General features: G+C 73.8%; 14 protein-coding genes and 1 rRNA gene. 3 read left to right on the top strand and 12 right to left on the bottom strand.

Going from position 1 to position 24,964, the window contains the following annotated elements:
- Positions 1-46: 46 nt before the first annotated feature.
- On the bottom strand, positions 47-1,645 hold the full coding sequence (locus ACFVHV_RS20730; RefSeq protein ID WP_359907127.1) for a S8 family serine peptidase: 1,599 nt from the start codon (positions 1,643-1,645) through the stop codon (positions 47-49).
- A 212-nt stretch (positions 1,646-1,857) separates the two neighbouring features.
- On the opposite strand from ACFVHV_RS20730, the gene ACFVHV_RS20725 reads away from it, so the two are divergent.
- Positions 1,858-6,567, top strand: a complete 4,710-nt coding sequence (locus ACFVHV_RS20725; RefSeq protein WP_380352589.1) for an ATP-dependent helicase — start codon at positions 1,858-1,860, stop codon at positions 6,565-6,567.
- A 94-nt stretch (positions 6,568-6,661) separates the two neighbouring features.
- Here ACFVHV_RS20725 and ACFVHV_RS20720 read toward each other — a convergent pair whose 3' ends face one another.
- The 9 genes from ACFVHV_RS20720 to ACFVHV_RS20680 all read right to left on the bottom strand — a co-directional run bounded on the left by ACFVHV_RS20720 (position 6,662) and on the right by ACFVHV_RS20680 (position 19,997).
- Positions 6,662-6,970 carry a hypothetical protein gene (locus tag ACFVHV_RS20720; RefSeq protein WP_359913887.1) on the bottom strand — a complete coding sequence of 103 codons (309 nt, stop codon included), beginning with the start codon at positions 6,968-6,970 and terminating at the stop codon, positions 6,662-6,664.
- A 55-nt stretch (positions 6,971-7,025) separates the two neighbouring features.
- Complete coding sequence (locus ACFVHV_RS20715; RefSeq protein WP_359913890.1) at positions 7,026-7,394, bottom strand: helix-turn-helix transcriptional regulator; 369 nt, start codon at positions 7,392-7,394, stop codon at positions 7,026-7,028.
- A 319-nt stretch (positions 7,395-7,713) separates the two neighbouring features.
- Positions 7,714-8,226 carry a CinA family protein gene (locus ACFVHV_RS20710; protein WP_380352587.1) on the bottom strand — a complete coding sequence of 171 codons (513 nt, stop codon included), beginning with the start codon at positions 8,224-8,226 and terminating at the stop codon, positions 7,714-7,716.
- 17 nt (positions 8,227-8,243) lie between these two features.
- On the bottom strand, positions 8,244-8,882 hold the full coding sequence (gene pgsA, locus ACFVHV_RS20705) for a CDP-diacylglycerol--glycerol-3-phosphate 3-phosphatidyltransferase (RefSeq protein WP_359913893.1): 639 nt from the start codon (positions 8,880-8,882) through the stop codon (positions 8,244-8,246).
- Positions 8,879-10,399 carry a 30S ribosomal protein S12 methylthiotransferase RimO gene (gene rimO, locus ACFVHV_RS20700; protein ID WP_380352585.1) on the bottom strand — a complete coding sequence of 507 codons (1,521 nt, stop codon included), beginning with the start codon at positions 10,397-10,399 and terminating at the stop codon, positions 8,879-8,881. Before rimO ends, pgsA begins: the two co-directional genes overlap by 4 nt.
- Positions 10,400-10,495: 96 nt before the next feature.
- Positions 10,496-11,359: a helix-turn-helix domain-containing protein gene (locus ACFVHV_RS20695; RefSeq protein ID WP_380352583.1), complete on the bottom strand. Its 864-nt coding sequence runs from the start codon at positions 11,357-11,359 to the stop codon at positions 10,496-10,498.
- Positions 11,360-11,640: 281 nt separating this feature from the next.
- Entirely contained in the window at positions 11,641-14,316 is a 2,676-nt protein-coding gene (locus ACFVHV_RS20690) for a DNA translocase FtsK (RefSeq protein ID WP_359913899.1), read from the bottom strand.
- 146 nt (positions 14,317-14,462) lie between these two features.
- Positions 14,463-15,101 carry a response regulator gene (locus ACFVHV_RS20685; protein WP_359913916.1) on the bottom strand — a complete coding sequence of 213 codons (639 nt, stop codon included), beginning with the start codon at positions 15,099-15,101 and terminating at the stop codon, positions 14,463-14,465.
- A gap of 294 nt (positions 15,102-15,395) precedes the next feature.
- Positions 15,396-19,997, bottom strand: a complete 4,602-nt coding sequence (locus tag ACFVHV_RS20680; RefSeq protein WP_380352581.1) for a HAMP domain-containing protein — start codon at positions 19,995-19,997, stop codon at positions 15,396-15,398.
- Positions 19,998-20,478: 481 nt separating this feature from the next.
- Here ACFVHV_RS20680 and ACFVHV_RS20675 point away from each other — a divergent pair, with 481 nt between their 5' ends.
- Positions 20,479-23,040, top strand: a complete 2,562-nt coding sequence (locus ACFVHV_RS20675; RefSeq protein ID WP_380352580.1) for a SpoIIE family protein phosphatase — start codon at positions 20,479-20,481, stop codon at positions 23,038-23,040.
- Positions 23,041-23,388: 348 nt separating this feature from the next.
- The gene (locus ACFVHV_RS20670; RefSeq protein ID WP_380352578.1) at positions 23,389-23,952 is read left to right on the top strand and encodes a GPR1/FUN34/YaaH family transporter; all 564 of its coding nucleotides are present in this window, start codon (positions 23,389-23,391) and stop codon (positions 23,950-23,952) included.
- A 20-nt stretch (positions 23,953-23,972) separates the two neighbouring features.
- Here the strand turns inward: ACFVHV_RS20670 and ACFVHV_RS20665 are convergent, their stop codons facing one another.
- Together ACFVHV_RS20665 and rrf are read right to left on the bottom strand one after the other, a co-directional pair.
- Positions 23,973-24,818, bottom strand: coding sequence for a phosphatase PAP2 family protein (locus tag ACFVHV_RS20665; protein WP_380352576.1), 846 nt, complete (start codon positions 24,816-24,818; stop codon positions 23,973-23,975).
- Between the two features lie 59 nt (positions 24,819-24,877).
- Positions 24,878-24,964 (bottom strand): 5S ribosomal RNA (gene rrf, locus ACFVHV_RS20660); the annotation flags it as partial.

Below are 24,964 nucleotides of genomic sequence, written 5' to 3'. Positions count from 1 at the left end.
CGCGCGGGGCGCGGCCCGCGCGCCCGCAACGGAATCCGCGCCCCCGTCACCGGGGCAGCGCCAGCAGCCCCGCACCGAAGTACTGCCGCTCCCCGCAGCCGAACACCCCCGCGGGACACCCCGGTGCCGCCGCCCCCGCCAGCACCCCCGCCAGCCCGTCCGCCCCCAGTTCCGGACGCAGGGCCGCCACCACCGCCACCGCCCCGGTCACGTGCGCGGCCGCCATCGAGGTCCCCGCCAGCGCGGCGTACCGCCCGTCCGGCCAGTCGGAGACGATCGCGCCCTGCGGCCCGCCGTCCGGGTCGCCCCCCGGCGCGGCCAGCGAGACCCGTCCGCGCCCGTAGTTGGAGTAGCCCGCCGGGTGCCCGTCCCGGTTGACCGCGGTGACGGTGACCACCCCGGGAAGCTCGCCGGGCAGCCGCACGCACTCGGTGCCCAGGTGGCGGACGGGCGCCGGCCCCGAGAGCCGGTCGTTGGGGCTCCGGTCGTCGGTCCGCCCGGCGCCGAGGTCCTGCCCGTCGTTGCCCGCCGAGGCGACCACCACCGCCCCCTTCCGCCGGGCGTACCCGACGGCCCGCCCGACGGCCGCGGTCAGTGCGGCCTGGTCCCGGTCCTCGGGGCAGTTGTACTTCCACGGGTCGGCGAAGTAGCTGTTGTTGATCGCCCTGGCCCCGTGGTCGGCGGCCCAGAGCATGCCGCAGACGACGTTCTCGGCGTAGTACTGCCCGAGCGGCCCGAGCAGCCGGACGGCGGCGATCCGTACGCCCGGCGCGACCCCGGTGACGCCGTGGCCGTCCCGGGTGGCGCCCACGATCCCGGCGACGTGCGTGCCGTGGCCGCTCTCGACCACCCCGGGGTCCGGCCGCCAGGCGCCGGTCCGGGCGTCGGGCCGGCCGTCCGCGCAGGAGGCGGAGGCCTTGGGGTCGACGGCGGCACGCAGGTCCGGGTGGGTGTCGTCGACGCCGGAGTCCAGCACGGCGACCAGCACCTTGTGCAGCACGTCGGCGCCCGGCACCGCAGCCCCGGCCGGCGCCGAACCCCCGCCCCGCACCGCGCCTGCGGCCGGCGGCGCGCCACCGGACACCGCCGAGGCATCGCCCGCCCGGACGCCGGCGCCCCCGACCATGGCGAGGTTCCAGGCGCCCGCCTCCCCCGGATCGGGCACCGTCACGGTCCCGGAGTCCGCCCGGTCACCACCGCGCGGAAGGACGTCCCCGCTCCGGCCCGTCCCGGCCGCCGGCCGCGCGCCGGTGCCCGCCGAGAAGTCGCCCGCCCCCGCCACCGCCCGCGGCGGCGCGACCACCGGCGCGGTCCTGGTCGCCCCGACGGCGGCGATCCCGGGCCGGGCCCGCACCCGGTCGGCGAACGGGCCGGTCGCGTACACCAGCGCGGCCCCGATCTGCGGGTACTCCTGGACCACCTGCCCGCCCACGGCCCGGCTCTCCGTTCCGGCCCGGGCCGCGCCGGCGGCGTCCTCGCCCTCGGCCAGCACCAGGTAGCTGAGGTACGCCCGCCCCGATCCGGACACGTACGGGACGGCGCCACCCACCACGAGCGCCGTGAGCAGCATCGCGAGCAGCGCCCGGGCGGGCCCGCCGGCCCGGCGGCGCCGGACGGTCCTGCCCGACGGGTGCACCTGCGCCATCGCACGGTCTCCGCTCGTCGGTCCGGTGGGTCACGACTGGATCAAGCATCCGATTCCTCACCATATGAGCGGATTGTTGTTTCTGCTCCCCGGCTTGCACCCCTCCCCGCACCCCTCCCCCGCACCTCCCGCCCGTCCCCTCCCGAACCGCCCTCCAGGTCCCCCGTCCCGGCCCACCTCCACTTGTCGGTCCCACCCGGCACCATGGGGGCATGGCGCCCCCGCACCCGACCCCGCCCGCCGACGACCCCCTGGCCGGTTTCGCCCCGGCCACCCGGGCCTGGTTCACCGGCGCCTTCTCCGCCCCCACCGCCGCCCAGTCCGAGGCCTGGCGGGCCATCCGGCGGGAGACGGACGTCCTGGTGGTCGCCCCCACCGGCTCCGGCAAGACGCTGGCCGCCTTCCTCTCCGCCCTCGACCGCCTCAGCACCACCCCGCCCCCCGCCGAGCCCAGGCGCCGCTGCCGGGTCCTCTACGTCTCGCCGCTCAAGGCGCTCGCGGTGGACGTCGAACGGAACCTGCGCGCCCCGCTGGCCGGCCTGCGCCAGGCCGCCGTCCGGCTCGGCCTGCCCGAACCGGAGGTCCAGGTCGCCATCCGCTCCGGCGACACCCCGGCCGCCGACCGCCGCCGCTTCGCGACCCACCCGCCGGACATCCTGATCACCACCCCCGAGTCGCTGTTCCTGCTGCTCACCTCCGCCTCCCGGGAGGCCCTGCGCGGCGTGGACACGGTGATCCTGGACGAGGTGCACGCGGTCGCCGGCACCAAGCGCGGCGCGCACCTCGCGCTCAGCCTGGAACGGCTGGACGAGCTGCTGGACCGCCCGGCCCGCCGGATCGGCCTGTCCGCGACGGTCCGCCCGGTCGAGGAGGTGGCCCGCTTCCTGAGCCCCCGGCGCGGCGCCGCCGTGGTCCAGCCCGCCTCCGAGAAGGAGTTCGACCTCTCGGTGGTCGTCCCCGTCCCCGACCTGGACGACCTGCCCGCCGCCCCGGCCACCGGCGGCTCCGCCGGCACCGACCCGCAGCGGCAGGCGTCGATCTGGCCGCACGTCGAGGAGCGGATCGTCGACCTGGTCGAGGCGCACCGCTCGACCATCGTCTTCGCCAACTCCCGCCGGCTGGCCGAGCGGCTGTGCAACCGGCTGAACGAGATCGCCTACGAGCGCGCCACCGGCACCGCCGTCCCCGGGGCGCACGCCCCGGCCGAGCTGATGGGCGGCTCGGGCGCGGCCAAGGGCGCGCCCCCGGTGATCGCCCGGGCCCACCACGGCTCCGTCTCCAAGGAGCAGCGGTCGCTCGTCGAGGAGGAGTTGAAGGCCGGCCGGCTGCCCGCCGTGGTCGCCACCTCCAGCCTGGAGCTGGGCATCGACATGGGCGCCGTCGAGCTGGTCGTCCAGGTCGAGTCCCCGCCCTCGGTCGCCTCCGGCCTGCAGCGGGTCGGCCGGGCCGGCCACCAGGTCGGCGCCGTCTCCACCGGTGTCTTCTTCCCCAAGTACCGGGGGGACCTCGTGCAGTCCGCCGTGGTCACCGAGCGGATGCGGGCCGGCCGGATCGAGTCGCTGCGCATCCCGCGCAACCCGCTGGACGTGCTCGCCCAGCAGCTGGTCGCGATGACGGCCCTGGACGCCTGGCCGGTGGACGAGCTGCTCGCCGTGGTCCGCCGCGCCGCCCCCTTCGCCACCCTCCCGCAGTCCGCGTTCGACGCCGTGCTCGACATGCTGGCCGGCCGCTACCCCTCGGACGCCTTCGCCGAGCTGCGCCCCCGCCTGGTGTGGGACCGGGTGGCCGGCACGGTGACCGGCCGCCCCGGCGCCCAGCGGCTGGCCGTCACCTCCGGCGGCACCATCCCCGACCGCGGCCTGTTCGGCGTCTTCATCGCCGGCACCACCGCGTCCGATTCGAAGGCGGGGAAGAAGGGCGGTGGCGGGCGACGGGTGGGCGAGCTCGACGAGGAGATGGTCTACGAGTCCCGCGTCGGCGACGTGTTCACCCTCGGCACCACCTCCTGGCGGATCGAGGAGATCACCCACGACAAGGTGCTGGTCACCCCGGCTCCCGGCGTCCCCGGCCGGCTCCCGTTCTGGAAGGGCGACACCCTCGGCCGTCCGCTCGAACTCGGCCGCGCCCTCGGCGCCTTCACCCGCGAACTGGGCGCCCTCCGGCCCGAGGCCGCCACCGCGCGCCTCCAGCAGGCCGGCCTGGACGACTGGGCGGCCGCCAACCTGCTGGACTACCTGGCCGAGCAGCGCGCCGCCTGCGGCCACCTCCCGGACGACCGCACCATCGTGGTCGAGCGCTTCCGGGACGAGCTCGGCGACTGGCGGATCGTCATCCACTCCCCCTTCGGCGCCCAGGTGCACGCCCCCTGGGCGCTCGCCCTCGGCGCCCGGCTGCGCGAGAAGCACGGCCTGGACCCGCAGGTCATGCACGCCGACGACGGCATCGTGCTGCGCCTGCCCGACGCCGACCTGCTGGCCGCCGACTTCGACTTCGGCGGCCCCCCGGAGCAGACGGTCCCGGACGAGGCGCCGGTCGGCGCCGACGCCGCCCTGTTCGACCCCGGCGAGATCGAGCAGCTGGTCACCGACCAGGTCGGCGGCTCCGCCCTGTTCGCCTCCCGCTTCCGGGAGTGCGCCGGCCGCGCCCTGCTGCTCCCCCGCCGCAGCCCCGGCCGCCGCACCCCGCTCTGGCAGCAGCGCCAGCGCGCCGCCCAGCTGCTCGAAGTCGCCTCCGAGTACGGCTCGTTCCCGATCGTCCTGGAGGCCGTCCGGGAGTGCCTGCAGGACGTGTTCGACGTCCCCGGCCTGGTCGAGCTGATGGGCGATCTGGAGTCCCGCGCCGTCCGCCTGGTCGAGGTCACCACCCCGGAACCCTCGCCCTTCGCCCGCTCGCTGCTGTTCGGCTACGTCGCCCAGTTCCTCTACGAGGGCGACACCCCGCTCGCCGAGCGCCGTGCCGCCGCCCTCTCGCTCGACTCCCGGCTGCTGTCCGAACTCCTCGGCCAGGCCGAACTGAGCGAACTGCTCGACCCGCAGGTGCTCACCGAGCTGGAGGCCGAGCTCCAGCGCCTCACCCCCGAGCGCCGGATCAAGGACGCCGAGGGTGTCGCCGACGCCCTGCGCCTGCTCGGCCCGCTCACCGAGGCCGAGTTGACGCTCCGCGGCGCCGATCCGCTCTGGGCCCTGGAGCTGGAGGCGGCCCGCCGGGTGATCCAGGTCCGGATCGCCGGCGAGCAGCGCTGGACGGCGATCGAGGACGCCGGACGGCTGCGCGACGCGCTGGGCACGCCGCTGCCGGTGGGTGTCCCGGAGGCCTTCACCGAACCGGTCAAGGATCCGCTGGGCGATCTGATCGCCCGCCACGCCCGCACCCACGGCCCGTTCACCGCCGCGGAGGCCGCCGCCCGCTACGGCCTGGGCGGCGCCGTGGTCGCCGGCACCCTGCACCGCCTGACCGCCGCCGGCCGGCTGGTCCAGGGCCGCTTCAGGCCCTCCGAGAGCCACACCGCCCCCGAGTGGTGCGACGCCGAGGTGCTGCGCCGGTTGCGCCGCCGCTCGCTGGCGGCCCTGCGCCAGGAGGTCGAGCCGGTCCCGCCGCGCGCCCTGGCCGCCTTCCTGCCGCAGTGGCAGCACCTGTCCGGCCACCGGCTGCGCGGCCCGGACGGCCTGCTGCGGGTGGTCGAGCAGCTCCAGGGCACCGCCCTGCCCGCCTCCGCGCTGGAGAAGCTGATCCTCCCGGCCCGGCTCACCGACTACTCCCCCGGTCTGCTGGACGAGCTGATGGCGGCCGGCGAGGTCGGCTGGTGCGGGGCCGGCGCGCTGCCCGGCAAGGACGGCTGGCTCAGCCTGCACCTCGCCGAGAACGCCCACCTGCTGCGCCCCGAGCCCGTTCCGCCCGCGCTCACCCCGGTGCACAGCGCCCTGATGTCCGCGCTGGCCGGCGGCTACGGCCTGTTCTTCCGCCAGCTCGTCCAGCAGCTGCCGGAGGAGACCGCCGAGGCGGAGATCGTCGAGGCGCTCTGGGACCTGGTCTGGGCCGGTCACGTCACCAACGACACCCTCGCCCCGCTGCGCGCCCTGCTCGGCTCCGGCCGGACGGCGGGCGCCACCGCCCACCGCGCGCCGAGGTCCACCCCGCGCGGCCGCTACGGCGGCGCCGGCCGCGCCTTCGGCCGGGTCGGCGGCGCCCTGCGCAGCGGCCCGCCGACGGTGGCCGGCCGGTGGTCGCTGCTGCCCGCCTTCGCCGCCGACCCGACGGTCCGGGCCACCGCCCGGGCGCAGAGCCTGCTGGACCGGCACGGCCTGCTCACCCGGGGCACGGTGGCGGCCGAACGGGTGCCCGGCGGCTTCGCCGGCGTCTACCGGGTGCTCGCCGCGATGGAGGAGCGCGGCCGGGCCCGCCGGGGCTACTTCGTCGAGGGCCTGGGCGGCGCCCAGTTCGCCATGGAGGGCGCGGCGGACCGGCTGCGCTCGGTGAACGGCCGGCTGGAGCGGGCCCGGGCCGCCGAGTGGCCGGCCGCCCCGCTGGGTGAGCCGCCGCAGACGCTGGTGCTGGCGGCAGCGGACCCGGCCAACGCGTACGGCGCCGCCCTGCCCTGGCCCGAGCCGCCCACCGCCCCCGGCGGCAAGGAGTCCACCGCCCACCGCCCGGGGCGCAAGGCGGGCGCCCTGGTGGTCCTGGTGGACGGCGAGCCGGCGCTGTACGTCGAGCGCGGCGGCAAGTCCCTGCTGGCCTGGCCGCAGGACGGAGCCACCCTGGCGCTGGCGGCCGGGGCGCTCGCGGCCGCCGTCCGGGAGGGCGCGCTCGGCAGCGTGACGGTCGAGCGGGCCAACGGCGAGCCCGCCCTCGGCTCGGATCTCGGCCGCGCCCTGGAGGAGGCCGGCTTCCACGCCACCCCGCGCGGCCTGCGCCTGCGCCCCTGACCGCGCGGTTCCGGCCCCGCCGCGGGGACCGTGGGGGAACGCCGAAAGGCCGGAGGCCGCGGGGTCGGACCCCGCGGCCTCCGGCCCCGTCGAATCACCCGGTCGGCGGCAGCTGTACCTCCACCGGCTCCACCGGTGCCACCGGCTCCGCCCGCGGACGCCGGGCCGGTCCGGTCGCGTTCCAGTCGGCGTGGACCGGGATGAGACCGAGTCCCCAGCCGCCGGCCGCGAGCAGCCCCAGCACCGCACCGTCGGTCAGCTGCCCCCGGACCACCAGGAGCCACCAGGCGAGCCCGGCCGCCGAGAGCGCCAGCAGCCGGCGCACCGGACGCCGTACCCGGGTGGACAGCCGCGCCCGGGCCCGTATTCGGGCCATCGGGCGCGTCTGCGCGTCTGTTCGCACGACCGCCCTCCCTTCGCTCGCCCCGGGCAGGGGCGCCCGGGAGTCGAGGCCGGGATCAGGCGGCGACCACGTCCATCGCGGCGGCCTTGGGCGACAGGGTCGCCCGGTCGGCGCCGGGGGCGGGCAGCGGAACCGGTTCGAGTACCGGCCTCAGCAGATCACCTTCGGAGAGGGTGGCCATCGCCGCAAGTTCGGCGAGCGACAGTTCGTCGCTGACCTCGCGCATGACCTCGGACATCCGGACATCGAGTGCGTCGCAGATGGCGGAGAGCAGCTCCGAGGACGCCTCCTTCTGTCCCCGCTCGACCTCGGAGAGGTATCCGAGCGAAACCCTGGCGGCCGCCGACACCTCGCGGAGTGTGCGGCCCTGGCGCTGGCGCTGCCGACGCAGTACATCGCCCAGTAGGCGACGAAGCAGGATCATCGGTGCCTCCCTCCTCGGACTGCGGATCGAGATGTCACGACCCCACCGTACCGCCTTGCCCGCTTCGCGTGCGGGGACCCTGGTCGTGTTCACTCTGGGCTGCAAGGCCGTCCCCCTCCTCGTTCCGGTGTCGTACCGGGGTTCGCGGGCCCCTCGTGGTACCCGTCGCGACCCGCCCCGCCACCGTCACGCAACTCGTTCGCCACCTGGTTTCTGCCCAACCAGGGTGTTGGATGTAACACGATCCTCCAGCTGTCCCATACCCGCGCACCGGATCGCCGGATCCCGGTTCGGTGGAGATCCCCGCCCGGCGGGGCTCCTACCGTGCGAACCGACCGACCAGCAGCTCCAGCGCCGCGGTCACCGCCCCGTGACGGATTGTGGCACGACCCCCCGACAGCAGGGGAGAACTGACCAGAGTTCCCCCCGGGCCGGCGACCGCCAGGTGCACCGTGCCCACCGGCCGCCCGTCCTGCGGGTCGGGCCCGGCCACCCCGGTCGTCGCGAGCCCGTACGTGGCCCCCAGCAATCCGCGCACGCCCTCGGCCATCTGCCGGGCCACCACCGGATGGACCGGCCCGTACACGTCCAGCAGGCCCTCGTCGACCCCGAGCACCGAGGCCTTCAGTTCGGTCGCGTACGCGGTGACCGAGCCCCGGAAGGTCGCGGACGCCCCGGGGACGTCCACCAGCGCGGCGGCCAGCAGACCCCCGGTCAGCGATTCGGCGACCGCGAGCGTGCCGCCCTCGGCCCGCAGCGCGGCGTGCGCCCGCTCGGCCAGCTCGTAGTCCCGCTCCGCCGCGTCCCGCTGCGCCACGTCCCGCTCCGCCACCCGGTCTCCCCCGTCGCTCAGCGGCCGGCCCGGGCCGCGGCCTGTCCCTCGCGGCGCAGTCGCACCGCCTGTCCGATGTAGTCCAGCGCGGTGCCGACGGTCAGCACTACCGCCAGGCCCATCAGCACGGCCCGCCCGGTGGCCAGCCAGCCGGTCAGCGGCAGCACGTACATGCCGACCGCGGTGCCCTGGGTGAGCGTCTTGAGCTTGCCGCCGCGGCTGGCCGGGATGACGCCGTAGCGGATCACCCAGAAGCGCATCAGCGTGATGCCGAGCTCGCGGGCCAGGATCACCACGGTGACCCACCAGGGCAGGTCGCCGAGCACCGAGAGGCCGATCAGCGCCGAGCCCATGATCGCCTTGTCGGCGATCGGGTCGGCGATCTTGCCGAAGTCGGTGACCAGGCCCTTGCGCCGGGCGAGCTCGCCGTCGAACAGGTCGGTGATCATCGCGATCGCGAACGCCGCCCAGGCGACCGCGCGCCACTTGGGGTTGTGCCCGTCGTCGGCGAACAGCAGGGCCACGAAGACCGGCACCAGCAGCACCCGGACCATCGTGAGCACGTTGGCGATGTTCCAGACCCCCGGGGCGGACGCCGCCGCGGCCACCGGTCTGCCCGGGTGGGCCGCGGCCGGGGCGACGGGCCCCTTGGTCATTCCCCGACTCCCGAGACCGTGGCCCCCGCGACCTCGGCGCCCGGGGTCCTGGGCGGTCGCACCTGCTCCAGCGCCTCGGCGATCAGGTCGACGCCCTCGCTGGCGACCACCTTGGCCCGCCAGAACTGGCCGATCCCGGGCGCCTCGACGCCGGTGAGGGTGGTCAGGCCGTCGGTCTCCGGGGCCTGGTGGGCGGAGCGGCCCTCGACCACGCCGTCCTCGATCGACTCGATCAGCACCTCGACCTCGGTGCCGATCCGCTGCTCGGCCCGCTGGGCGGTCATCTCCTCGGCCAGCCGGCTCAGCCGGTCCAGGCGGTCGGCGATCACGTCCTCGGCGAGCTTGCCGTCGTAGGTCGCGGCCTCGGTGCCGTCCTCGTCCGAGTAGCCGAAGACGCCGATCGCGTCCAGCCCGGCGTGGGTGACGAAGCGCTCCAGCTCGGCGAAGTCCTCCTCGGTCTCACCGGGGAAGCCGACGATGAAGTTGGACCGGGCGCCGGCCTGCGGGGCCTTGCCGCGGATGGTCCCCAGCAGTTCCAGGAACTGGTCGGTGGAGCCGAAGCGGCGCATCCGGCGCAGCACGGCGGGTGCCGAGTGCTGGAAGGACAGGTCGAAGTAGGGCACCACGTCGGCGGTCCCGGTCATCGAGTCGATCAGGCCCGGGCGCATCTCGGCCGGCTGGAGGTAGGAGACCCGGACCCGCTCGACGCCCTCGATCGCGGCGATCTCGCCGAGCAGCGTCTCCAGCAGCCGGATGTCGCCGAGGTCCTTGCCGTACGAGGTGTTGTTCTCGCTCACCAGGACGATCTCGCGCACGCCCTGCCCGGCCAGCCACTGGGCCTCGTTCAGCACGTCGGAGGGGCGCCGGGAGATGAAGGAGCCGCGGAAGGCCGGGATGGCGCAGAAGGAGCAGCGGCGGTCGCAGCCGGAGGCGAGCTTGACCGAGGCCACCGGGTTGTCGTCCAGCCGCTTGCGCAGGGTGCGCGGGCCGGAGGCGGGGGCGACGCCGTCCGGCAGGTCGGTGATCGGCTCGGCGGGGGCCTCGGCGCCGTGGCCGGGCAGCGCGACGGCCTCGGCGGCGGACTGCCGCTCGGCCGGGCTGATCGGCAGCAGCTTGCGGCGGTCGCGGGGCAGGTGCGGGGCGTGGTGGCCGCCGGAGAGGATCGTCTGCAGGCGGTCGGAGATGTTGGTGTAGTCGTCGAAGCCGAGCACGCCGTCGGCCTCGGGCAGCGCGTCGGCGAGCTCCTTGCCGTACCGCTCGGCCATGCAGCCGACCGCGACGACGGCCTGGGTGCGGCCGTGCCCCTTGAGGTCGTTGGCCTCCAGCAGGGCGTCCACGGAGTCCTTCTTGGCGGCCTCGACGAAGCCGCAGGTGTTGACCACGGCGACGTCCGCTTCGGCGGCGTCGTCGACGAGCAACCAGCCGTCGGCTTCCAGTCGCCCGGCGAGTTCCTCGGAGTCCACCTCGTTGCGGGCGCATCCGAGCGTGACAAGGGCGACAGTACGGCGTTCAGGCATAGGCCCAAGATTAACGCGCGGGCTCCGGTGCCGTTGGCCCCGGAGTCCGCGCGCCTCGGATCAGCTGATCATCAGCGGGCCGTCCGGCCCCTGTGGTCAGCCAGCCTGCGGGTCTCCGGGGGTGTACGTGACGTGCACCACCTGGCCGTCCTTGCCGAGGAGGCCGAGGTCCTTCCCGTTGACGTACGCGTGCACGGCCCCGCCGTTGCCGAGCACCAGCTTGATCTGCCGGGGGTCGGTGAAGGTCTGGTCCTGGCCGTTGCTGATGTTGTTCTGGAACAGCGACTTTCCGCTGCCGTCCATCGCCGAGACCCAGCTGGTGCCCTCGGCGACCAGCTTCACGGTGACCTTGTCGGCCGGGACGGCGGCGATCGCGGCGGCGCTGGGCACGGGAGCCGGCGGCTGGACGGCGGGCGTGGCGGCGGGGGCCACCGAGCCGGTCCCCGAGCCGCTGGGCAGCGGCGCGCTGGCCGAGCCGGTGGTGCCGCGCCCGCCCGTGCCGCTGACCAGGTTGAAGCCGATCAGCGCGACCACGGCGACGATCGCGGCGACCATGGCGGCCGCCCAGTTCGGCCGGCCGCGGCGGGGCACCTTGATCGGGCCGCTGTCGATCAGCTGGGTCGCCGGGCGCCTGGCGGCGGGCGGGCCGCCGTGCGCGGCGTCGTACCGGGCGACCAGCGCCTCACCGTCCAGACCGACCACCCGGGCGATCAGGCGGATGTGCCCGCGGGCGTAGAAGTCTCCGCCGCAGCGGGCGAAGTCGTCCGCCTCGACGGCATGGACGATCGGCACCCGGACCCGGGTGGCGGTACTCACCTGGTCCACCGTGAGCCCCGCGTCGATCCGGGCGGTGGACAGCACCCGGCCGATGCTCGGGGCATCGGCCGCCTGCACCACGTCGTCGGCCGGTTCGAGGGGCGGCATGGTGTTCTCGCGGTCGGAGGACTTGCCGATGGTCACGGGGCACGCCTTTCGAGCGGATGGCCACCTGCTGGGGAACAGTCTAGGGGCGTGGGCGGATCGTTTCTCAAGCGGAACGGGCCGAATGCGCACTCCCGGTCCGACCGGGGTCCGGCACCGCGCCGACGGGCCGTCAGCGCGGCCGCGCGGGGAACCCGGGGTCCGCTTTCCGCGGTGTGACGCGGTGTACGCACGTTCGGTTCCCCACGTGGCGCCTACCCCCCTCCGAACGAGTGACACCTCGCCCAGGACACGGGCCGGGCCCCGACCGGGCCCGTCCGTCAGCCCCGAAGGGTGATCAGCACCCCGTCCAGCTCGTCCGGCTTCACCAGCACGTCGCGGGCCTTGGAGCCCTCGCTCGGACCGACGATCCCGCGCGACTCCATCAGGTCCATCAGCCGGCCCGCCTTCGCGAAGCCGACCCGGAGCTTGCGCTGGAGCATCGAGGTCGAGCCGAACTGGGTGGAGACCACCAGCTCGGCCGCCTGGATCAGCAGGTCCAGGTCGTCGCCGATCTCCTCGTCGATCTCCTTCTTCGGCCCGCCCCCGACCGTCACGTCGTCCCGGTAGACGGCGGTCAGCTGGTCCTTGCAGTGCTGCACCACCCTGGCGATCTCCGCCTCGGTGACGAACGCGCCCTGCATGCGGATCGGCTTGCTGGCGCCCATCGGCAGGAAGAGCGCGTCGCCCTTGCCGATCAGCTTCTCCGCGCCGGGCTGGTCCAGGATGACCCGGGAGTCGGCCATCGCGGAGGTCGCGAAGGCCAGCCGGGACGGCACGTTGGCCTTGATCAGGCCGGTGACCACGTCCACCGAGGGCCGTTGGGTGGCGAGCACCAGGTGGATGCCGGCCGCGCGGGCCAGCTGGGTGATCCGGACCACCGAGTCCTCGACGTCGCGCGGCGCGACCATCATCAGGTCGGCCAGCTCGTCGACGATCACCAGCAGGTACGGGTACGGCGTCAGCTCGCGCTCGCTGCCGAGCGGCGGGGTGACCTTGCCGGCCCGCACCGCCGCGTTGAAGTCGTCCACGTGCCGGAAGCCGAACGCCGCGAGGTCGTCGTAGCGCATGTCCATCTCGCGCACCACCCACTGGAGGGCCTCGGCGGCCTTCTTGGGGTTGGTGATGATCGGCGTGATCAGGTGCGGGATGCCCTCGTACGCGGTCAGCTCTACCCGCTTGGGGTCGACCAGCACCATCCGCACCTCGTCCGGGGTGGCCCGGGCGAGGATCGAGGTGATCAGGCAGTTGATGCAGGAGGACTTGCCCGCGCCGGTCGCGCCGGCCACCAGGATGTGCGGCATCTTGGCGAGGTTGGCCATCACGGTGTGGCCCTCGACGTCCTTGCCCATGCCGACGACCATCGGGTGGGTGTCCTCGGCGGCCGTGCGCGAGCGCAGCAGGTCGCCGAGGTTGACCATCTCGCGGTCCCGGTTGGGGATCTCGATCCCGACCGCGGACTTTCCGGGGATCGGGCTGATGATCCGCACGTCCGGGCTGGCCACCGCGTACGCGATGTTCTTGGCGAGCGCGGTGATCCGCTCCACCTTGACGGCCGGGCCGAGCTCGACCTCGTAGCGGGTGACCGTCGGCCCCCGGGTGAAGCCGGTGACCTTGGCGTCCACCTTGAACTCGGCGAAGGTGCCGGTGAGCTGGGCGACCACCTCGTCGTTGAGGGCGCTGCGGGCCTTGGCCGGGCCGCCGCGCTCCAGCAGGTCGAGCGAGGGCAGGGCGTAGGTGACGCCCTCGCCGAACTGCAGCTGCTCCATCCGCACCGGCGCCGCGCCGTGCTCCTCGGGCGCGCCCGGGCCGCCGCTGCGGGCGGCGGGGACGGCGGCCTCCTCCGGCGGGGCGGTGCGGTCCTGCACCTGGTGCATCATGTCCGCCACCGCGGAGGAGGCGGGCACGCCGTAGACCAGGGCGCCGTCCAGGTCCGCGGCCGCGCCGGCGGCGAGGTCGCGGGTGGCGTACGGGTCCAGCGGCTCCTTGTCCAGGGAGATCCGCTCGACGTCCTCCGGCTCCTCGGCGGGCTTGCGCCGGCGGCGGCGCCGGCGGGCGGCCACCTCGTCCGAGGGGTCGTCACCGCCGGTGTCCACGGTGAACGGCAGCGCGTCGGGGTCGGCGTCCTCCGGCGGGTCGGTGGACAGCTCGCGCTCCGGCGCGCGCCCCCACCGCTCGTCCTCCGGCCCGGGCTCGACCACGCCCAGCCGTATGCCGATCCCCCGCACCCGCTCGCCGATCCGGTTGATCGGGGTGGCGGTGACCACCAGCAGGCCGAAGAAGGCCAGCAGCAGGAGCAGCGGCACGGCGAGCGCCGGCCCGGCGGCGGCCATCATCGGGGTGGACGCGGCCCAGCCGATGATTCCGCCGGCCGCCCTTATCCGGGAGGCGCCGCTGCCCATCATGGGCGCGCCGCAGCCGATGTGGACCAGGCCGAGGACGCCGACCAGCAGCGCGCTCAGCCCGATCATGATCCGTCCGTTGGCCTCCGGCAGCTCCGGGTGGCGCCAGAGCCTGATCGCCATCGCGGCCAGCAGGAACGGCACCAGCACGTCGAGCCGGCCGAACAGCCCGGACACCACGGCGGTGGCCCCCTCCCCCAGCCAGCCCTGCGGGCTGAACCAGGTGCCGGCCGCGGTCACCAGCGCGAGCGCGAACAGCAGCAGTCCCACGCCGTCCTTGCGGTGGTCCGGATGCAGGTTCTTGGCGCCGTCGCCGAAGCCCCGGAAGATCGCCGCGATCGGGCTGGCCAGGGCGTTGAGCGCGCCCATCAGCACCGATCTGGACGGCTTCGGCGGCGCGGGTGCGGCCGGCTTGGCCGCCGCCTTCTTCGCGGGAGCCGCCTTCCCGGCCGCCGCCTTCTTCGCGGGCGGCTTGCCCGGGGCCTTCGCCGCGGCCTTCCCGGACGCTCCCGGACTCGACTTGCGTGCTGCGTTCCCGGGCGTGCGAGTGGCCATGGGTCAGCAGCCTACCGGGGCCGACGACCACTGCACATGTGCCCGAGTCCGGGCGCCGGGACGTGTCGCAGACACACCGTCACCCTGACCGGGATTCACCCGGTCGCCGCACCGGACCACCCGGACGGGTGAACCCCGGCAGGGGATCAGGAACTGCCCGGACGCATCGCGTCCAGGGCCCGGCGCAGCCCGGCGAGCTTGCGCTCCAGGTGTGCCGCGGTGGCGGCCACCCCGGCGTCCTCGCCCCCGTCCAGCTGCTTGCCGAGCGCCTCCGCCTGCTCCTCGACCGCCGCCAGCCGCGCGGACAGCTCACCCAGCAGCGCCCCGCCGAGGGCCCGCTCGTCGCCGCCCTCCTCCAGCTGCAGGCGCAGCAGCGCGGCCTGCTCCTTCAGCTGGCAGTTCTTCGCGTACAGGTCGACGAAGACGGAGACCTTGGCGCGCAGCACCCACGGGTCGAAGGGCTTGGAGATGTAGTCCACCGCGCCGGCCGCGTAGCCGCGGAAGGTGTGGTGCGGGCCGTGGTTGATCGCGGTCAGGAAGATGATCGGGATGTCCCGGGTGCGCTCGCGGCGCTTGATGTGGGCGGCGGTCTCGAAGCCGTCCATCCCCGGCATCTGGACGTCCAGCAGGATCACCGCGAAGTCGTCGGTGAGCAGCGCCTTCAGTGCCTCCTCACCCGAGGCCGCACGGACCAGTGTCTGGTCCAGGGCCGAGAGGATCGCCTCCAGCGCCAGCAGGTTCTCCGGTCGGTCGTCGACCAGGAGGATCTTGGCCTTCTGCATCAGGGCTCGCCCTCCTGTCGCCTGCCTGCCGCCCGGTGCAGGCACCCGCGTACTGCCCACCGCTACCCCGGTCATGCTAGCCGCACCCCCTCGCCCGGCACATCGCCCCGTCGTGACCCGATCCGGGGCGGCGCGCAGCCAGTGCTCCGGCGCACGCTCAGCAGCGTGTCGCCATCCGGTCACTGTTCGCAACGATCGGTGACCCTACCCGGTTCCCGGGCCCGACCGCCAGCAAACCGGCCGACCGGCCGACGTGAACCCCGGGGCCCGGTCGGGGCTTCACGCCTCCCCCCGCGATCACGCGCGGTCCGCGTTCAGCCACTCGCGCATGACCGACAGCAGGTGGTCGGTCTCCACCGGCTTGGTGATGTGGTCGGTGGCACCCGCCTGCAGCGACTTCTCCCGGTCGCCCTTCATCGCCTTGGCGGTCAGCGCGATGATCGGCAGGCCCGCGAACTGGGGCATCCGGCGGATCGCCTCGGTGGTCGCGTAGCCGTCCATCTCCGGCATCATGATGTCCATCAGGACCAGCGCCACGTTCTCGTGCTGCTCCAGCATCTCGATGCCCTCGCGGCCGTTCTCGGCGTACAGGACGGTCAGGCCGTGCTGCTCCAGCACGCTGGTGAGCGCGAACACGTTGCGGACGTCGTCGTCCACGATCAGCACCTGCTGGCCGTCGAAGCGCCGGTCGCCGTTGACCGGGCGGGGCTGGAGGGGCTCCACCGTCCGCGGTCCGGCGGCGCTCTCCAGGGCGGCGCTGCGCCGGCGCTCCACCGCGCCGCGGCGGCGCTCCTCGGCCAGCTCGCGGACCTCCTGGGCCCAGTGGTCGGCCGGGTTCTCGCCGACCGGCACCGGCAGGCCCACCGGGGTCACCCCGACCGAGGCGCGCGGCGTCAGGCCGGCCGGCACGGTCGAGCGGGGGTCGCCGACGGCCTCCGGGGCCTCGGTGCGCAGCGGCAGGTAGAGCGTGAAGGTCGAGCCCTTGCCCAGTTCGCTCTCGGCGTGGATCTCGCCGCCGAGCAGCCGGGCGATCTCGCGGCTGATGGACAGGCCGAGGCCGGTGCCGCCGTACTTGCGGCTGGTGGTGCCGTCGGCCTGCTTGAACGCCTCGAAGATCTCGCGCAGCTTGTTCCCGGGGATTCCGATGCCGGTGTCGGAGACCGCGAAGGCGATCAGCTCGTCGTCCGGGCCCTGGATCGAGCCGGACTCCAGCAGCCGCTCGCGCACGTCCTGCGGGACCTCCCGGCCGGCCGGGCGGATCGAGAAGTCGACGGCTCCGGCGTCGGTGAACTTCACCGCGTTGGAGATCAGGTTGCGCAGCACCTGCTGGAGCCGCTGCTCGTCGGTGTGCAGGGTGACCGGCAGGGCGGGCGAGACCCGGACGGCGAAGTCCAGGTTCTTGTCCAGCGCGACCGGCTGGAAGGTGGCCTCGACGTAGTCGACCAGCTGGACCAGCGCGATCCGGGCCGGGCGGACGTCCATCTTGCCGGCCTCGACCTTGGACAGGTCGAGGATGTCGTTGATCAGCTGGAGCAGGTCGGAGCCGGCGCCGTGGATGGTGTCGGCGAACTCGACCTGCTTCGGCGAGAGGTTGCCCTCGTTGTTGTCGGAGAGCAGCTTGGCCAGGATCAGCAGCGAGTTGAGCGGGGTGCGCAGCTCGTGCGACATGTTGGCGAGGAACTCGCTCTTGTACCGGGAGGCCAGGGCGAGCTGCTCGGCGCGCTCCTCCAGGACCTGCCGGGCCTCTTCGATCTCGCCGTTCTTGATCTCGATGTCGCGGTTCTGCTGGGCGAGTTGCTCGGCCTTCTCCTGCAACTCCTCGTTGGTGCGCTCCAGTTCCTCCTGGCGGGCCTCCAACTCGGCGGACCGCATCGAGAGTTCGGCGGTGAGGCGCTGGGACTCCAGCAGCAGGCCCTCGGTCTTGGTGTTGACGCTGATGGTGTTGACCGTGACGCCGATGAGGTCCGCGATCTGGTTCAGGAAGTCCAGCGCGACGGTGGTGAAGGAGCTGAAGGTGGCCAGTTCGATCACGCCCAGCAGCCGGCCCTCGAACAGCACCGGCAGCACCACGATGTGGGCCGGGGAGGCCTCGCCGAGCCCGGAGGCGATCTTCAGGTACCCGGGCGGCGCCTCCTTGAGGATGATCGCCCGCTTCTCCACCGCGGCCTGGCCGATCAGCGACTCGCCGGGGCGGAAGGTGGTCGGCATCGCCCGCCGCTGGTAGCCGTAGCTGCCGATCAGGCGCAGCACGGTGTCGTTCTCGTCGTCGTCCTCGGTGATCAGCTCGGCGGTGCGGCCGGCCGGCTGGGCGAGGAAGAAGGCTCCGTGCTGGGCGGAGACCACCGGGGTCAGCTCGGTCATGATCAGCGAGGCGACCGCCTCCAGGTCCCGGCGGCCCTGGAGCAGGCCGGAGATCCGGGCCAGGTTGGTCTTGAGCCAGTCCTGCTCCTGGTTGGTGCGGGTGGTCTCGCGCAGGTTGGCGATCATCTGGTTGATGTTGTCCTTGAGCTCGTCGAGCTCGCCCGCGGCGTCCACGTCGATCCGCAGGCTCAGGTCGCCCCTGGTGACCGCGGTGGCGACCTGGGCGATCGCGCGCACCTGCCGGGTCAGGTTGTTGGCCAGCTCGTTCACCGACTCGGTGAGGTCCTGCCAGGTGCCGTCCACGCCGGGCACCCGGGCCTGGCCGCCGAGCCGCCCGTCGGTGCCCACCTCGCGGGCCACCCGGGTCACCTCGTCGGCGAAGGCCGACAGCTGGTCGACCATGGTGTTGATGTTGGTCTTGAGCTGGAGGATCTCGCCGCGCGCGTCGACGTCGATCTTCTGCGAGAGGTCGCCGCGGGCCACCGCGGTGATCACCAGCGCGATGTTCCGCACCTGGCCGGTGAGGTTGTTGGCCATCTGGTTGACGTTGTCGGTCAGGTCCTTCCAGATGCCGGCCACGCCCGGCACGCTGGCCTGGCCGCCCAGGGTGCCGTCGGTACCGACCTCGCGGGCCACCCGGGTGACCTCCACCGCGAAGGAGGACAGCTGGTCGACCATGGTGTTGAGGGTCGCGGCGAGCGCCGCCACCTCGCCCTGGGCGTCGATGGCGATCTTCTTGGAGAGGTCGCCGCGGGCCACCGCACCGGCGACCTCGGCGATGTTGCGCACCTGTCCGGTCAGGTTCGACGCCATGAAGTTGACGTTGTCGGTCAGGTCCTTCCAGATGCCCGACACCCCTCGCACCCGGGCCTGACCGCCCAGGATGCCCTCGGTGCCCACCTCGCGGGCCACCCGGGTCACCTCGTCGGCGAACGCCGACAGCTGGTCCACCATCGTGTTGACGGTCGTCACCAGCTCCAGGATCTCGCCCCGGGCGTCGACGGTGATCTTCTTGGAGACGTCGCCGCGCGCGACCGCGGTGGTCACCTCGGCGATGTTCCGGACCTGGCTGGTCAGGTTGTTGGCCATCAGGTTGACGGAGTTGGTCAGGTCCTTCCAGATCCCGGCCACGCCGGGCACGCTGGCCTGGCCGCCGAGGATGCCCTCGGTGCCCACGTCCCGGGCGACCCGGGTCACCTCGTCCGCGAAGGCGCCCAGCTGGTCCACCATCGTGTTGATGGTGTTCTTCAGCTCCAGGATCTCCCCGCGCGCGTCCACCTGGATCTTCTGCGACAGGTCGCCCTTGGCGACCGCGGTCGTCACCTGGGCGATGTTGCGCACCTGATCGGTGAGGTTGTTCGCCATGAAGTTGACGTTGTCGGTCAGGTCCCGCCAGACCCCGGCCGCCCAGGGCACCTGCGCCTGACCGCCGAGCCGTCCCTCGGTGCCCACCTGACGGGCCACCCGGGTCACCTGCTCGGCGAAGCCGGAGAGCTGGTCGACCATCGTGTTGATGGTGTTCTTCAGCTCCAGCATCTCGCCGCGCGCGTCCACCTCGATCTTCTGCGACAGGTCGCCCTTGGCGACCGCGGTCGTCACCTGGGCGATGTTGCGCACCTGGCCGGTCAGGTTGTTCGCCATGAAGTTCACCGAGTCGGTCAGGTCCCGCCAGACCCCGGCCACGCCCGGCACCTGGGCCTGCCCGCCGAGCCGGCCCTCCGTCCCCACGTCCCGGGCCACCGTGGTGACCTGGGCGGCGAACCCGTTCAGCTGGTCGACCATCGTGTTGACGGTGTTCTTCAGCTCCAGCATCTCGCCGGCCACCTCGACGGTGACCTTGCGGGACAGATCGCCCTTGGCCACCGCCGTGGTCACCTGGGCGATGTTGCGCACCTGGGCGGTCAGCCGGCCCGCCATGGTGTTGACCGAGTCCGCCAGGTCCTTCCAACTGCCGGACACGCTGCGGACCTTGGCCTGGCCGCCGAGCTTGCCCTCGGTACCGACCTCGCGGGCCACCCGGGTCACCTCGTCGGTGAACTCGGAGAGCTGGTCCACCAGCCCGTTGACGGTCCGCCCGATCTTCAGGTACTCGCCGCGCAGCGGGTGGCTCACCCCGTTGCTGTGCAGCGAGCGCAGCTCCATCTTCTGGTCCAGGTCGCCCTCGGCGATCGAGGTGAGCACCCGGCCCACCTCGGCCATCGGGCGGGCCAGGTCGTCGATCAGCGCGTTGCAGTTGTCGACCGCCGCCATCCAGGCGCCCTCGCCCGCGCCGGTCTCCAGCCGCTCGTTCAGCCGGCCCTCGCGGCCCACCGCGCGCCGGACCCTCGCCAGTTCACCGGTCAGGTGCTGGTTGCGCTCGGCGACCTCGTTGAACACCGCGGCGATCTCGGCCAGCGGCCCGTCCCCCGGGACGGTCAGCCGGCGGCGGAAGTTGCCGTCCCTCATCGCGGTCAGCGCCGACAGCAGCTTGCGCAGCTCGGCGGGCTCCGCGCCACGATTGTGGCCCGGCGCCCGTCGGCCGGCCGCGTTCCGCGGCACGGCCCCGGGGCGTCCACCGCGCGCAGTGGGCGGCGTCGTTCCGGTTGCGTCCTTGGTGGCCGAACTCAACGGGCCCCTCCCACATCGTGAACTGTCCGGTGACCGACCGTGCCGGTGCGGCACGCACCCGGGCACCGGCCCGGCTGGGCTGCGTGCCGACGGTCCGCGACGCGCCGGCACCCACACGACCGTACTGCTCGCACCGGCCGTCGCGGACCCCCCAGTCTGGCAGCACCGGCACCGGGTGCACGGCCGGTTGCGCTCGGTTCGTACCGCACCGTCCGAAACAGGTGGGCAGAATCACCCTCAGGTGCCTGTTTCGACTCCCCGTCCCCACGGGGAACCAAGCGGAAAGTAGGGTGGAGCGCTGCACCGGGCCACGACCCGACCCAGCGCCGCCGCTCACCCCGACGGCGCGCACGGGGATTCGGCGCCGCACCCCGGACAGCCAGGGCAAGAGCAGCAGAGGAGAAGTGGCAACGTGGTCACCGCGCGCGCAGCCGCCACCTTCGATCCCGACGGCCGGTCCGCGGCCGCCGCACGGGGGTTCGTCCGGGACGCGCTGCTCGGCTGGGGCCTGCCCGAGGTCGTCGACGACGCGGTCGTGCTGGTCAGCGAGCTCGTCACCAACGCCGTCGTGCACGCCGGCACCGCCGCGGAGGTCTGCTGCCTGCGCGAGGAGGAGAGCGTCCGGATCGAGGTCACCGACCACCACCCCGAGCGCGGCCTGCCCTCGCTCGGCGACGGTCCGGTCACCGGCTCCGACCGCTACGCCGACCCGGACGGCGAGGGCGGTCGCGGCCTGCTGATGTGCTCCGCCCTCTCGGAGCGGTGGGGCGTCGAGTACGCGGCCGGCCGCAAGACCGTCTGGTTCCGCCTCGCACTGCCCGTACACGTGTCCGGGACCCGCTACGCCGTTCCCGCGACCCCCGGCAGCGATCTGCCCAGCGGCCCCGGCCCGGTGCGCGTCGCCGTCGTCCAGCTCGACGAGGACGGCCGGGTGCTGGCCTGGAACCCGGACGCCGAGGCGCTCTTCCAGTACCCCGCCGCGACCGTCCTCGGCCGCGCCTGGGCCGACCTCGCGGTCTGGCCCAAGTCCCCCGCCCGCGGCCTCGGCCTGACCGACACCCTGCGGATGGCCCGCTGGGAGGGCGGCTACGGCATCCGACGCCAGGACGGCCAGGAGGTCGAGGTGTACGGCGTCCAGGTCCGGCTGCGCGACACCGAGGGCGTCCCCTCCACCCTCTGCCTGCTGGTCCTCGAACCCGACCGCGCGGTGCTGCGCTCCCCCGCCCGGGCCCTGCCCGGCGAGCGCCCCGACCCGGCCGGCCCCCGGCTCGACCTGCTGGCCGGCCCGGTCGCCACCGACGACCTCGACACCCTGCTCCAGCGCACCGTCGAACGCGCCCGCGACCTGCTCGACGGCGACGCCGCGTACCTGCTGCTCACCACCGACGACGAGGCCGAGTTCGAGGTCCGCGCCGCCACCGGCCTCACCTCCGGACACCGCAGGCACACCCGCTTCCCGGTCGGCACCGGCAACCGCTACGACTCCGCCCGGCTGCCCTCCGTCCACGAGGACCTCTCCGCCCGGCCCACCGGCCTGCCACTGCTCTCCGACAGCGGCATGCGCTCCCTGATCACCGTCCCGCTCAAGGTCGAGGGCCGGCTGATCGGTTCGCTGGGCATCGCCGCCGCCGTGCCCGGCCGCTACGACAACGAGGACGCGCTGCGCCTGCAGTTCGCCGCCGACCGGGTCGCCCTCGCCGTCGAGAGCACCCGGCTGACCGAGCTCGAACAGCTGCGCCGCGGCTCGCTCTCCTTCCTGGTCGAGGCCTCCGACCTGCTGGCCGGCACCCTCGAACACGAGCAGACCCTCGCGCTGATGGCCCAGATGGCCGTCCCCACCCTCGCCTCCTGGTGTGCCGTCTACACCACCGCCGACCGCTCCTCACCGGCCAGGCTCGCCTTCGTCCTGCACGAGGACGAGGACCGCATCGACCCGCTGCGCGACCTGCTCGACAAGACGCCCGTACCGGAGGCCGGCCCCGCCCACGGCGTCCGGTTCTGGACGGCCCTCGCCGAGTCCGCCGAGGCGGGCGGCCTCGCCGACGGCCCGGAGCTCGCCGGCCTGCTCGGCGAGACCGTCGTCCTCGCACTGACCGCCCGCAACCGCGTCATCGGCCTGCTGGTGCTCGGGGTCCCGGCCGGCGTCGGATTCCGCCAGGAGATCCTCGAACTCGCCGAGGACCTCTCCCGCCGGGCCGCCCTCGCCCTGGACAACTCCCGCCTCTACTCCGAGCGCACCGCCACCAGCCAGGCCCTCCAGCGCAGCCTGCTCCCGCCGGACCTGCCGGAGATCCCCGGCGTCGAGGTGGACGTCTACTACCAGGCGGCCGGCGAGGGCAACGAGGTCGGCGGCGACTTCTACGACCTGTTCACCATCCGCGAGGGCACCTACGGCTTCGCCATCGGCGACGTCTGCGGCACCGGCCCCGAGGCCGCCTCGGTCACCGGCCTGGCCCGGCACTCGCTGCGGCTCCTCGCCCGCGAGGGCCTGGACGCCCCGCAGGTGCTGCGCCGGCTCAACGCGGCCATCCTGGACGAGGGTTCGCGCAGCCGCTTCCTCACACTGCTCTACGGCGAGCTGACGCCCCGCCCGGACGGCAGCACCGAGCTCTCCCTGGTCTGCGCCGGCCACCCGCTGCCGCTGCGGCTGCGCACCGACGGCCAGGTCGACCGGGCCGCCACCCCGCAGCCGCTGCTCGGCGTCATGGACGACCTCGACCTCACCGCCGAGCACCTGGTGCTCGCCCCCGGCGAGGTCCTGCTCTGTGTCACCGACGGGGTCACCGAACGCCGCGAGGGCCGGCGGATGCTGGGCGACGACGGCCTCGCCGAGGTACTCACCGGCTGTACCGGCCTGACCGCCGGGGCGGTCGCGGCGAGGGTGCAGCGTGCGGTCGAACGCTTCGCCCCGGAGCCGCCGTCCGACGACATGGCGATCCTGACCCTCCGGGTGCCCACCCAGCGCAAGACCTGAGCGTCCGGCGGCCGACGCGTGCCGGCGAGTGCCGGCGCGGCGTCGGTGCCGTGCCGGGCCGTGCCGGGCCGTGCTGAAGCCGTGCTGACGCAGTCACAAATTGTTATATTCACAAGGGTACAAGCGAAACGGGGTCGGGTAGACCGATCTCACCGGAGATTCCCTCCGGCGGGGGCACGACCAGCGGCTCTCCGCTGGCCCACCACTTCCGATGGCCCCTCACTTCCGACCGCGGCCCGCGCACACTCACAACAGTGCGCCTTCGGCGCGGTCGCGCGCATCCACTCATCGAGACGACACCACAGCGTCACTGCGCCCTGCGCGCGCCCAGAGTGAAAGGAGCCTCCGGTGAGCAACGACGCTTCCGGGGCAACGAACGCCCGCTCCACCGGAGCCGACGCGGGTAACCTCGGCTACCTCGCGCTCGGTCTCACACTGCTCGCCTACGGCCTGCTCTCCACCGGCATCCTGCACGGAGCCGGAGCCGGGAACGCGGCCCACCTCGCCCATATCCTCGGCGGCGTCACCCTCTTCATCGCGGGCCTCTGGCAACTCCGCGGCGGCGAGGGCTTCACCGGAACCGCCTTCACCACCCTCGGCGCCTTCTGGGCGACCTGGTCAACGGCCGCTGGGGCGGGCAAGAACGCCGCCGGACTCTTCCTGCTGCTGTGGGCCCTGCTCGCCCTCACCCTCACCGCCGCGAGCTGGGGTTCGGGCCTGCTCGGCCGCGCCGTCTACGGCCTGCTGACGGTCTCCCTGCTGCTCTCCGCCATCGCCACCTTCGGCGGCTACGGCGGCCTGGCCAAGGTCGCCGGCTGGATCGCGACCGTCTCCGGGCTCGCCGCCTGGTACTGGGCCACCTCCGCACTGAGCAACGGCTCCTGGGGAAAGATCGCCCTGCCGGTCAAGTAGCCGACCGGGAACGACCTCGGTCAGCCCACCTGCTCCAACTGCTCCTCGGCGGTGCCGCGGGGCCGGACCTCCGTCCCGGCGGAGGCCCGGCCCCGCCGGCGTGCCGCCAGCGCCAGCACGGCGTAGGCGAGGAGCAGGATCACCACCGCCACGATGCCGTCCAACCAGAAGTGGTTCGCCGTCACCACCACCACGGCCACCGTCAGCACCGGATGCAGCACCATCACCCATCGCAGTGAACTGCGCGACACCCGGATCACCGCGACCGCCGCCAGCACGCACCAGGCGACGTGCACCGAGGGCATCGCCGACAGCTGATCGGCCACCACCACACCGCCGACCGCGCCGCCGTAGACCGACTGCCCGTACTGGGCGGCCACGTCGACGAAACCGCTCTCCGGCAGCATCCGCGGCGGCGCCACCGGGATGAACTGCACCAGCAGGCAGACCGCGGTCGTGATCACCACCGTGTTGCGCACCCACGCGTAGCGCTCGCGGTGCCGCACGAACACCCAGAGCAGCACACCCAGCATCACCGCGAAGTGCATGGCCGCGTAGTAGTAGTTCGCCAGCCTCACCAGCACCGGGTACGGCGTGACCGCCCGCTGCCAGGACGCCTCGTCCGGCAGCCCGACCACCTGCTCGGTGTGGTGGATCCAGCTCGCGCGGTCCAGCGCGTGGTCCGTACTCATCACCGAGAGGTGCCCGACCAGCTGCCAGAGCGCGAACAGCGCCAGCAGCGTGCCGGCCTCCCGCAACAGCGCGGACAGCGCCGGCTTCCGGCCCCTCGCCGCGGCGTAAGCGCCCGCGTGGAGGCCGATGGCGGCGGCCCCGGCGGACTGCCAGGTCAGGGTCAGGTTCTGCATTGGCAGAGGGTAACGCAAAAAGCCCCTTCCCGGTTGGGAAGGGGCTTTTCGGAATAATTGTTCGGCGGCGTCCTACTCTCCCACAGGGTCCCCCCTGCAGTACCATCGGCGCTGTAAGGCTTAGCTTCCGGGTTCGGAATGTAACC

This window comes from Kitasatospora sp. NPDC127116 (assembly GCF_042677365.1).
GTDB lineage: Bacteria > Actinomycetota > Actinomycetes > Streptomycetales > Streptomycetaceae > Kitasatospora > Kitasatospora lactacystinica.
This window is presented reverse-complemented; position numbering and strand designations above follow the sequence as displayed.